Here is an 11,633-nt window from a genome sequence, read left to right on the forward strand (position 1 = left end):
GCCCTACCCTGACTCAAGGGAAATACGGACAGAACCTGTGTGCGATCAGCCGCCCGCGATGAAGGACTTGCCCAGCGAAGCCGGCAGATTCAGCTGCAGCAGCTTGCGATCACGCGAGATCAGCACCAGCACGACAATGGTCGCGATATACGGCAGCGCCGACAGGAAGTGCGAAGAGATCGGAATACCGAGGCCTTGCGCGTGCAGCTGCAGAATCGTCACGCCACCGAAGAGGTAGGCGCCGAGCATCAGACGGCCCGGCTTCCAGGTCGCGAAGACCACCAGAGCCACGGCAATCCAGCCGCGACCGGCAGTCATGTTCTGCACCCACAGCGGCGTGTAGACCACCGACAGGTAGGCGCCGGCGATGCCCGCCATGGCGCCACCAAACAGCACCGCACCGTAGCGGATCGCCATCACTGGATAACCGATGGCATGCGCCGATTCGGGCGACTCGCCGACCGCTCGCAGCACCAGGCCGATCCGCGTCTTGGCCAGCACCCAGGACAAGACCGCAAAGGTCGCGAAGGAGAGATAGACGACGATGTCCTGGTGGAACAGCACCGGCCCGATCACCGGAATATCGGAGAGGATGGGAATCGCCAGCGGCTTCACCCCCGGCAGGCTGTAGCTGACGAAGCTCTGGCCGATGAAGGCCGACAAACCGACGCCGAAAATCGTCGTCGCCAGACCCGAAGCCGCCTGATTGGCCCCCAGCGAAAGGGTGAGGATGGCAAACGGCAGCGCGGCCAGGGCGCCCGCCAGCGCGCCGATGGAAAGCCCCACCACCAGATTGCCATCAGTCGCCACCGCCGCAGCAAAGGCCGCAATGGCACCGATCAGCATCATGCCCTCGACGCCCAGATTGATGACGCCGCTTTTCTCGGCCACCAGCTCGCCCAGACCTGCGAACACCAGCGGAGTGGCGGCACCCAGGGTGCCGACCAGAATCGGAGTGATGTGCTCGATCATGCTGCCACCTTGTTCAGTTGAACGACTTTGCGTCGTTTGATGCGGTAATTGACGAAGGCATCGGCACCGAGCAGGAAAAACAGCAACATGCCCTGGAACAGCCCGGTGATCGCCGAGGGCAACTGCAGCGAGACCTGGCCGGCGTCACCGCCGATATAGATCATCGCCATCAGGAAACCCGACAGCACGATGCCCAGCGGATGCAAACGGCCGACCCATGCCACGATGATGGCCGCATAGCCGTAGCCGGGCGACAGCGACAAGGTCAGCTGACCAATCGGCCCCGCCACCTCGCCCGCACCGGCGATACCGGCGGTCAGGCCCGAGATGATGAGGCTCAGCCACACCGCCTTGCGTGCCGAGAAACCGGCATAGCGCGCCGCAGCCGGCGCCTGCCCGCCGACCGCCAGCTGGAAGGCGGTGAAACTGCGCGAGACGAAGATCTGGAAAATCACCACCGCCGCAATCGTGATGTACACCGAGGTATTGATGCGCAAGCCCTCGAACAGCGGCGTAAACAAGGCGGCATCACCGAACATGATCGACTGCGGGAAATTGGAGCCGCCCGGATCGCGCCAGGGCACGCTGACCAGCCAGGACAAAAAGAAGGTCGCGACATAGGTGAGCATCAAGGTGGTCAGCGTCTCCTCGGCATTGAAGTGTGTCTTCAGCCAGGCCGGCAGCGCGCCCCACAGACCACCGCCGAGGGCACCGGCCAGCACCATCGCCGGCAGAACCCACCATGCCGTGCTGCCATCGGTCCAGATCGCCACCGCACTGGCGAAGATCGCGCCCATCAGCAGCTGACCTTCAGCGCCGATGTTGTAGATGCGCGCCCGGAAGCCCAGCGCCAGACCTTGCGCGATGAGGATCAGCGGCGATGCCTTGAGCACCAGCTCGCTCCAGCCATTGCTGGTCTCCAGCGGTTCAATGAAGAACACGTAGAACGCCTTGGGCGGACTGACGCCAAGGCTCCAGAAAAGCACGGCGCCGACCACCAGCGTGAGACAGATCGCAATCGGCGGAGCGGCCCATTGCATGAGCTTCGAGGGCGTCGCGCGGGGTTCTAGAAGTTGCATGATGAATGGGCTTTTGTAAGGACGTTGAACGATGCGGACAAGGCGAGGACAGGGGCGCTCATGCCGCCTCCTGCTCGGTGTTGCGGACCATCAGCAAGCCGATGCGCTCGACGTCGGTCTGCTCCTTGGGCACGGCTTCCGACAGCCGCCCGCCGGCCAGCACGGCGATGCGGTCGCTGATCTCGAACAGCTCGTCGAGCTCTTCGGAAATCACCAGCACGCCAACACCGCTGCGCGAAATATCGAGAATCGTCTGGCGCAGGAAGGCCGAGGCACCGACATCCACGCCCCAGGTTGGCTGGGCGATGACCATCACCTTGGGCGCCTGCATGATCTCGCGACCGACGATGAACTTCTGCAGATTGCCGCCGGACAGGCTGCGCGCCACCGACTGCTCGCCATTGCAGCGCACGTCGAAGCGCTCGATGCAGCGCTTGGCAAAGTCGCGCGCGGCGGCAAAGTCGAGCAGGGTGTATTTGCGCATCTCCGGCTGGCGGTGCGCAGTGAGCATCGCGTTCCACGACAAAGGCATGTTCGGCACGGCGCCGCGCCCCAGGCGTTCCTCGGGCACAAAGCCCAGGCCCTTGTCGCGGCGCTGGCCGGCATTGAGTTGGCCGACATCGACGCCATCGAGCAGGATCGCGCCCTTGCCCACCGTCTGTTCGCCCGACAGGGCGGCCAGCAGCTCGGCCTGGCCATTGCCCGAAATGCCGGCAATACCGACCACTTCGCCGCGCGCCACGCGCAGATTCACATCCTTGAGCGAGACGCCAAAGGGGTCCGGCGACTCCAGCGAGAGATTGCGCACCTCCAGCGAGGTGCCGACGCTACCGGTGTATTCCGGCGCCACGCAGACCGGCAGATCGCGCCCGATCATCATCCGCGCCATGCTCGCCGGGGACTCCTCGGCCGGCTTGCAGTGGCCGGTGACGCGGCCACCGCGCATCACCGTGGCGCTGTCGCAGAGTTCCTGGATCTCGTGCAGCTTGTGGCTGATGTAGAGCAGGGACACGCCTTCGCTAGCGAGCTGGCGCAAGGTTTCGAAGAGCTTCCTGACGGCTTGCGGCGTGAGCACCGAAGTCGGCTCATCGAGGATCAAGAGCTGCGGGTCCTGCAACAGGCAGCGCACGATTTCGACGCGCTGACGCTCGCCCACCGACAGACTATGCACCAGACGGTGCGGGTCCAGCGGCAGACCGTATTTCTCGGAGACGATCTTGACGCGCTCGGCGAGCGCAGCCAGATCGAAGGGTTCATCAAGCGCCAGCGCGATGTTCTCGGTGACCGTCAGCGTCTCGAACAGCGAGAAATGCTGGAACACCATACCGATACCCAGCTTGCGTGCCGCGGCCGGATTAGGGATGACGATCTGGCGGCCATTCCACTGGATTTCGCCTTCATCTGCCTGGATCGAACCATAGATGACCTTCATCAGGGTGCTCTTGCCCGCCCCGTTTTCGCCCAGCACGGCATGAATCTCACCTGGCATCACCGTCAGGCTGACATCGGCATTGGCCACCACACCCGGATAACGCTTGGTGATATTGGACAAGGACAAGCGCGGCTCGCCCGGCGGAGCCGGATGATTATGCGGCGGGGGTATCAGCATCGACGTTCACCTCGGATGGAATGGAAGCTTGTGCCTCACGCACTTGCAAGAGTTGCGCCACCACCGCGATGGCCAGCACCTGCGGCGACTTGTCGCGGATGCCGGGCACACCGATCGGACAACACATGCGCGCGGTATCGAGCCCGAGCGCCTGCAGGCGATGCTCGAAACGCGCACGCTTGGTTTTTGAACCGATGAGGCCGAACCAGGCAAAATCGTCGCGGCGCAGGATCTGCTCGCACAAGGCCAGGTCCAGGGCATGGCTATGCGTGAGCACAAGGAAAAAACTGCCCGGCGGCGCCGAGGCAACGGCTTCCTCCGGCGCGTCGCTGACGATGCATTCAACCTTATCACGGGCGCGGCCAAACAGATCGTCACGCGGATCAACCCAGCGAATCTGCGCATCGAGTGTTGCCAGCAGCTCGACAACGGCGGCGCCGACATGGCCGGCACCGAAGATTGTGATGGGGAAAGGCGTGGCTTGAAGGATATGCGAGAGTCGCCATATTTCAGGCATTGCCCCTCTCCCGGTGCTTTGCACCACCCTCCCCCGAGGGGGAGGGCACGGCAACGCCTTGCAGCCATTCGGACCAGTACCTAATTGCGTGAAGCTGTTTGCAGTCCCCTCCCCCTCGGGGGAGGGTGGCCCGTCAGGGCCGGGAGAGGGGAAAGGGATCATGTCGAGACAAGCCCCCTGACTCCACTGCCCCGCATTCAGGCTACTCCAATGAGACTGTGCATCCAACGACACAAGCGTGCGCTGCAAGCCTATGCCACGTTCAAGCTGCTGCACGCGCTCATACCATTCAACACGTGACGCCTGTCCAATCCGCTCGAACACCAGCCACACCACGCCACCGCAGCACTGACCCAGACTCGCGCCGAGCGACAAACGCTGCATCGCAGGCGTGGCGGAAGGCTGCAGCAGCATCGCCCGTGCCTGCGCCATCGCCTCCCATTCCAGATGGCCGCCGCCGATGGTATCGACCGTGCCATGGAGCGTCACCAGCATGCTCGTGCCCGCTTCGCGCGGTGCCGAACCCTGGGTTGCGGCCACCGTGACGAGCACCACATCGCCCTGCGCGAGTTGCTCGGGCAGGGCACGCCACCAGGGCATCAGGCCAGACCTCCGATAGCGCGCAGCATCGCCTCGGCCGTCGCCGGCGCATTGAGCGGCGCAGCGCTGCCGCGTGCCGCCGAGCAGGCGTCGCGCAGTGCGAAGAACACGGCGAAAGCCAGCATCAAGGGCGGTTCGCCGACAGCCTTGGAGCGATGAATGCTGTCTTCGACATTGGCATTGTCGAACAGCTTCACATTGAGGATCGCCGGGCAATCACTGGCCGCCGGAATCTTGTAGGTCGAGGGCGCGTGGGTCATGTTGCGCCCCTTCTGCGAACCATCGGGGCGGAACCACAGCTCCTCGCTGGTCAGCCAGCCCATGCCCTGAATGAAGCCACCTTCGATCTGGCCGATGTCGATATCCGGATTGATGGACTTGCCTACGTCATGCAGGATATCAACACGCAGCACACTCGACTCACCAGTCAGCGTATCCACCGCCACCTCGGCACAGGCCGCGCCGTAAGCGTAGTAGAAGAACGGCTTGCCCTGCATGGTGTCCTTGTTCCAGTGGATTTTCGGCGTGGCGTAAAAGCCGGCATCCCACAGCTGCACGCGGGCGCGGTAAGCAGCAATCACCACCTCGCCAAAGGCCTGCTGGATATCGCCAGAGATCAGCTTGCCATCGGCAAACACCACGCTCTCCGCCGCCACGCCGTGCTGCTGGGCGAAGAAGGCCGCCAGGCGCGCCTTGATCTTCAGCGCCGCATCCTGCGAGGCCTTGCCGTTCAGATCGGTGCCGCTCGACGCGGCGGTGGCCGAGGTATTCGGCACGCGGCTGGTGTCGGTCGCCGCCATGCGCACGGCATCCGCCGGCAAGCCGAACTCGTTGGCGACGATCTGGCGGATCTTGGTGTAGAGCCCCTGCCCCATCTCGGTCCCGCCTTGCGTGACCATCACTGTGCCATCGGCATACACATGAACCACCGAACCGGCCTGGTTGTACATCGTGGCATTGAAAGAGATGCCGAACTTCAGCGGGGTCAGTGCGATGCCGCGCTTGACCACCGGGCTGCTGGCATTGAAGGCCGCAACCGCAGCACGACGCGCCCGGTAATCGCTGCTCGCGACCAGCTCTTCAACCAGGGCCGGTGCCACGTTGTCTTCAATCTTCGTGCCGTAGGGCGTGGTGATGCGTGCGTCGCCACTCGACGGGCCGTAGAAATTCACACGCCGCACATCGAGCGGATCGACTCCAAGGAAGCGCGCAATGTCATCGATGATGTACTCGATGGCGAACATGCCTTGCGGGCCGCCGAAACCCCGGAACGCGGTGTTCGACACGGTATGCGTCTTGCAGCGCAGATTCCGCACATCGACCGAATCGAGGTAGTAGCAATTGTCGAAGTGGCACAGCGCGCGGTCATTCACCGGACCGGAGAGGTCGGCGGAGAAACCGCAGCGCGAAGCCATCAGCAGCTTGAGGCCCAGAATCTGCCCCGTAGCATCGAAGCCGACCTCCCACTCGAATTCAAAATCGTGGCGCTTGCCGGTGATGCTCATATCATCATCGCGATCGAGCCGCAGCTTGACCGGGCGGCCAGTTTTCCAGGCGGCCAGCGCGGCGGCACAGGCGATTTGCGCCGATTGCGATTCCTTGCCGCCGAAGGCGCCGCCCATGCGCCGGCATTCAACGCTGACCTGGTGGCTGTGCCAGCCGAACATGTGCGCGACGGCGTGCTGCATCTCGGTCGGATGCTGGGTCGAGCTGTAGACGTGCATGCTGTCCTGCTCGCCGGGGCGCGCGTAAGCGATCTGCCCTTCGAGATAGAAATGCTCCTGGCCACCGTGCGCTGCGCGTCCGCTCAAACGATGCGGGGCGGCCGCCAGCACAGCCTGCGTGTCGGGGCCGCGCTGCATGTGCACCGGCGGCAAGACCCAGGATTCGGCCGCAGCGGCTTCTGCAGCGGTGAGGAAAGCCGGCAGCGTCTCGTATTCAACGATTGCCTTGCGCGCCGCACGCCGCGCCGCCTCGTGCGTCTCGGCGACGACCAGAAACATCGCCTGGCCATAGAACTGCACCAGGCCATCGGCCAGGATCGGATCGTCGTGGATGATCGGGCCAACGTCATTGAGTCCCGGAATATCCTTGGCCGTCAGCACAGCGACCACGCCGGGCGCCTTGCGTACCGGCTCCAGATCCAGCTTGGTGATGCGCCCATGGGCACAGGTGGACATGCCGAAAGCCGCGTGCAGGGTGCCCTGGATTTCGAGCATGTCGTCGATGTAGGTGGCGCGCCCGGCCACATGCAGCGGGCCGCTCTCGTGCCCCAGCGACTGCCCGACAGCGGGCAGCGCGGGTGCAGTGGATTCCATGCGTTTCATGCTGTTACCTCCTGCGCACGCAAAACCCCGGCGCCGGAGTGATCCAGCCACCAGCGCCACAACAGATTCTGCGCAACCTGCATGCGATACGCCGCCGTGGCGCGCATATCGTCGAGCGGCTGATAGTCCTGCGCCAGCGCCTGCATGGCTGCGCGCACCGTCGCCGCATCCAGCAGCTTGCCCTGCAGCGCCGCCTCGGCCTGCGCCGCGCGCTTGGGCGTGGCCGCCATGCCGCCGTAGGCGATGCGCGCCTCTGTCACCACGCCCGCCGTATCGATGCTCAGGGCGATGGCCGCACAGACGGCGGAGATGTCCTGATCCATGCGCTTGGAGACTTTCCAGGTACGGAAGTGCGTGCCTTCGCGGCGCAGAGGAATGCGCAGCGCTCGGACGAACTCGCCCGGCTCGCGCGCCGTTTTCTGGTAAGCCAGGTAGAAGTCTTCGAGCGGCATTTCGCGAACGCGCTCGCCCTTCTGCAGAATGATGCGCGTGCCGACGGCGATCAGGCCGGGCATCGAGTCGCCGATCGGCGAACCATTGGCGACATTGCCACCGAGCGTGCCGGCATTGCGGATCGGCGTCGATGCGAAGCGCTGCGCCAGCTCGGTCCACGCCGGCTCGTCAGTCACCAGTGCAGCAAAGGCATCGCTGAGGCTGACGCCGGCGCCAATCACCAGGGCATCGGCCTCGCGCTGGATGCTCTTCAGTTCGGCAACGGCGCCCAGATAGATGATGTTGCCCAGCTCACGCAGCTGCTTGGTCACCCACAGGCCAACGTCGGTCGAGCCGGCAAGGATGCGCGCGCCGGGCAGCGCCTCGCAGCGCTGCGCCAATTCAGCCAGGCTGCGCGGGGCGTAGAAGTGCTGACCAGCGAATTCGTACTCCAGCGATGACAGGGCGGCCAGCTCGTCCAGCGCAGCGCGCAGCGGCGAGCGGTCGATCTTGACCACCGGTTTGTCCCAGGCCGCGCGGGCAGCATCGACGATGGGGCGATAGCCCGTGCAGCGGCACAGATTGCCCGACAGGCATTGATTGACTTCATCGCGCGTCGGCGCGGCCTCACGTTTTTCGTAGTCGGCCCACAGCGACATCACGATGCCCGGCGTACAGAAACCACATTGCGAACCGTGGTGTTCAACCATCGCCTGCTGCACCGGGTGCAGGGCTTCGGCAGTGGCCAGATCTTCGATGGCGAACAGCGCCTTGCCGTCGAGCGTCGGCAGGAACTGGATACAGCTATTGACGGCTTCGAGCCGCACGCCGCCGGGGGCGGCATCGTCACGCGTACCGATCACCACGGTACAGGCGCCGCAGTCACCCTCGCCGCAGCCTTCCTTGGTACCCACACAATGTTCGTCTTCGCGCAGCCATTGCAGCACCGTGCGCTGCGGCGACAGGCCGCTGGCCTGCACGATGCGGCCGCGATGCCAGAACTGGATGGGGCGTTGCGTCATGGCATTCCTCTCAGATTTGATCCGAATCAAACTAGCACGCCCTATGCCGGAGCTGGCACGCTCCCGGCAATAGAGTTTATGCCTCGGACCTCAGTTTAAATAAAAGCTTGCTGCGCCTAAACCGGCGTCCAGAAACCCTGATGGGCGACGGCGGCCTCGTCTTCGAGCAGGGGGCCGAAGACTTCAATCGGGCGCTGACCGCGCGTGAACACTTCGCGACAGGGCAGCGACAGGGTCGGGTTCTCCGGATCGTTGCCGGTCACGCCAAGCAGATTGACTTCCGACATGCCGTACACCACGCGGCCGATGCCACACCAGTAGATCGCCCCGGCACACATCGCACAGGGCTCGGCATTGGTGTAGAGCGTACTCTGCGCCAGCTCGGCCGGCGTCAGGCGCCGTGCAGCCTGCGCTGCGGCGACGCGTTCGGCATGGCGCGTCGGGTCGCCCTGTGGCAGGCGCGAATCATTGAAGCACTCAACGACGATCTGCCCATCCGGCCCGACCACCAGTGCCGCAAAGGGGTGACGCCCCTGCACACGACTCTCCATCGCCAGTGCGAAACTGTGGCGCAACCAGTGCAAATCCTTTTCTTCAAGCACGGACATGACTATTCTCCCAAGCTAAGATTGTTACCATGTTGCCCGCATTCGGTGCATCCCGCACTTATATGTCTCATCAGTACCCAGCGATGGAATCGCCGGGCGCTGAGGATTACAGTCTGACCATCGATCACCCGTAGGGCCGTGTCGCGGCCCTGCTTCACGAAGGAGAGCAAGATGTCTTCAATGTTGCAAAAATGTGCGCGTATGGCGGCCCTGACCGTCTCGATGCTTGCCATGACGATGGCAAACGCGGCAGACCCGGTCAAAGCTGCTTTCGTGTACATCGGCCCGACCGGCGACCACGGCTGGACCTACGCACATGATCAGGGCCGCAAGGCGACCGAAGCGGCACTGGCCGGCAAGGTCACTACCGTTGGCGTCGAAAACGTACCGGAAACGGCCGATGCCGAGCGCGTCATCCGCGACCTGGCCTCGAAGGGCAACAAGATCATCTTCGCCACCTCCTTCGGCTACATGAACGCCATGGAAAAGGTTGCCAAGAGCTTCCCCAAGGTCGCCTTCATGCACGCCACCGGCTACAAGATGGGCAAGAACCTCGGCATCTACGATGTGCGCACCTATGAAGGCGCCTACATGCTGGGTGTGGTCGCCGGCAAGATGAGCAAGAGCGGCAAGCTCGGCGTGGTCGGCTCCTTCCCGATCCCCGAAGTGATCCGCAACATCGACGCCTTCACCATCGGCGCACGCAGCGTCAATCCCAAGATCACCACCAAGGTCATCTGGGTGAGCACCTGGTTCGATCCGGGCAAGGAACGTGAAGCCGCGCTGACCCTGATCTCGCAAGGCGCCGACGTGCTGATGCAGAACACCGACTCGCCCGCCGTCGTGCAAGCCGCGCAGGAAAAAGGCATCTACGCCTTCGGCTGGGATTCGGACATGAGCAAGTTCGGCGGCAAGGCACAGCTGGCTGCTTCGGTGCTCAACTGGAGCGTCATCTACAATCAGGAAATCAGCAAGGTTGTCGATGGCAGCTGGAAGCCCTCGGCGATCTGGTACGGCGTCAAGGAAGGTGCCGTCAATATCGACAACTTCGGCCCCTCGACCCCGGCCGATGTGAAGAAGCTGGCTGAAGAGCGCCGCGATGCGATCAAGGCTGGCAAGCTGCACCCCTTCACCGGCCCGCTCAAGGACAACACCGGCAAGGAAATCGTCGCCGCCGGCAAGACGCCGAGCGATGCTGATCTGGGCAAGTGGAATGTCTACGTCGAAGGCGTAGAGGGCACCATCCCCAAGTGAACACGCCATGAAGCGGGCTGCGCGGGTCGCCAGCTGTGTTGCCTCGCTCGCCGTGCCCAAGCACTGCTCTGCGCGAGGCGCCTTGCCGGCAACCCGCTCGCTCCGCTTCCTGACATGTTCAAGTCCTGTGATATAAATTCAAGAACGTCATTCTTTTCAGAATGACGTTTTTCATTTGTGGAGAAGGAATATGGACATCCTGCAACGCGCACTCAGCTGCCCCAAGGCTGAACTTCACCTGCACATCGAAGGCTCGCTGGAACCCGAGCTGGCCTTTGCGCTGGCCCAGCGCAACCGCATCGACTTCCCCTTCGCCAGCGTCGAGGCGCTGCGTGCAGCTTACGACTTCAGCAATCTGCAGTCCTTCCTCGATCTGTACTACGCCTGTGCCGATGTCCTGCGCAGCGAGGAAGACTTCCACGATCTCATGCTGGCCTATCTGCGCCGCGCGGCGGCCGACGGTGTCAGCCATGCCGAGATCATGTTCGATCCGCAAACCCATACCGCGCGCGGCATCGCCATGGGCACCGTGATCAAGGGCCTGTGTGCCGGCATCGACGCGGCACGTGCCGAGTCGGGCATCAGCGCTACGCTGATTCTCAGCTTCCTGCGCCACCTCAGCGAGGAAGAGGCTTTCGCCACTCTGCGCGAAGCCGAACCCTATCTGCAGCACGTTGCGGCTTTCGGTCTCGACTCCTCGGAGATGGGCCACCCGCCCTCGAAGTTCGAGCGCGTCTTCGCCGCCTGTCGCGCACTGGGCAAACCCGTCGTCGCCCACGCTGGCGAAGAGGGTCCGCCAGCCTACATTTATGAAGCGCTGGACCTGCTCAAAGTCAGCCGTATCGACCATGGCGTGCGCTGTACTGAAGACGCCGCCCTGGTCGCGCGCCTCGCGCAAGAACAAATGCCGCTCACCGTCTGCCCGCTCTCCAATGTGCGGCTCTGTGTATTCAAGGAGATGCGTCAGCACAGCCTGCCGGCGATGCTTGCTGCGGATCTGTGCGTGACGATCAACAGCGACGACCCGGCCTATTTCGGCGGTTACCTCGGCAACAATATTCGCGCGGTGCAGGAAGCCTTCAACTTCGACGCGGCCACCTGGGCACGCATCTTCCGCAACAGCTTCCAGGCCAGCTTCATCAGCGCAGCAGACAAAGCTGCGTGGTGCGCCAAGGTGGACGCGCACATGCTCGGCTAAGTAGGGCAGGAGCAG

At 63.6% G+C, this 11,633-nt stretch carries 9 protein-coding genes; 2 read left to right on the forward strand and 7 right to left on the reverse strand.

Features of this window, described 5'->3' with window-relative positions:
- Positions 1-45: 45 nt before the first annotated feature.
- The 7 genes from ABDB84_RS02165 to ABDB84_RS02195 form a co-directional block, all read right to left on the reverse strand.
- Positions 46-972, reverse strand: coding sequence for an ABC transporter permease (locus ABDB84_RS02165; RefSeq protein WP_345918032.1), 927 nt, complete (start codon positions 970-972; stop codon positions 46-48).
- Positions 969-2,012 carry an ABC transporter permease gene (locus ABDB84_RS02170; protein WP_428715059.1) on the reverse strand — a complete coding sequence of 348 codons (1,044 nt, stop codon included), beginning with the start codon at positions 2,010-2,012 and terminating at the stop codon, positions 969-971. Before ABDB84_RS02170 ends, ABDB84_RS02165 begins: the two co-directional genes overlap by 4 nt.
- Positions 2,013-2,109: 97 nt before the next feature.
- Entirely contained in the window at positions 2,110-3,660 is a 1,551-nt protein-coding gene (locus ABDB84_RS02175) for an ABC transporter ATP-binding protein (RefSeq protein WP_345918034.1), read from the reverse strand.
- A complete protein-coding gene (gene xdhC / locus ABDB84_RS02180; RefSeq protein WP_345918035.1) occupies positions 3,638-4,777 on the reverse strand; it encodes a xanthine dehydrogenase accessory protein XdhC in 1,140 nt (379 codons plus the stop codon). The genes ABDB84_RS02175 and xdhC overlap by 23 nt, the downstream gene beginning before the upstream one ends.
- The gene (gene xdhB / locus ABDB84_RS02185; protein ID WP_345918036.1) at positions 4,777-7,104 is read right to left on the reverse strand and encodes a xanthine dehydrogenase molybdopterin binding subunit; all 2,328 of its coding nucleotides are present in this window, start codon (positions 7,102-7,104) and stop codon (positions 4,777-4,779) included. Before xdhB ends, xdhC begins: the two co-directional genes overlap by 1 nt.
- Complete coding sequence (gene xdhA / locus ABDB84_RS02190; RefSeq protein ID WP_345918037.1) at positions 7,101-8,558, reverse strand: xanthine dehydrogenase small subunit; 1,458 nt, start codon at positions 8,556-8,558, stop codon at positions 7,101-7,103. The genes xdhB and xdhA overlap by 4 nt, the downstream gene beginning before the upstream one ends.
- 116 nt (positions 8,559-8,674) lie before the next feature.
- On the reverse strand, positions 8,675-9,166 hold the full coding sequence (locus tag ABDB84_RS02195; RefSeq protein WP_345918038.1) for a nucleoside deaminase: 492 nt from the start codon (positions 9,164-9,166) through the stop codon (positions 8,675-8,677).
- A gap of 231 nt (positions 9,167-9,397) precedes the next feature.
- Between ABDB84_RS02195 and ABDB84_RS02200 the strand changes: the two genes are divergently transcribed.
- Positions 9,398-10,420 (forward strand): BMP family ABC transporter substrate-binding protein, encoded by a 1,023-nt coding sequence (locus tag ABDB84_RS02200; protein WP_345918039.1) that lies wholly within the window; start codon positions 9,398-9,400, stop codon positions 10,418-10,420.
- A 190-nt stretch (positions 10,421-10,610) separates the two neighbouring features.
- The gene (locus ABDB84_RS02205) at positions 10,611-11,618 is read left to right on the forward strand and encodes an adenosine deaminase (RefSeq protein ID WP_345918040.1); all 1,008 of its coding nucleotides are present in this window, start codon (positions 10,611-10,613) and stop codon (positions 11,616-11,618) included.
- The last annotated feature ends 15 nt before the right edge of the window (positions 11,619-11,633 follow it).

It is taken from the genome of Uliginosibacterium sediminicola (assembly GCF_039631295.1).
GTDB lineage: Bacteria > Pseudomonadota > Gammaproteobacteria > Burkholderiales > Rhodocyclaceae > Viridibacterium > Viridibacterium sediminicola.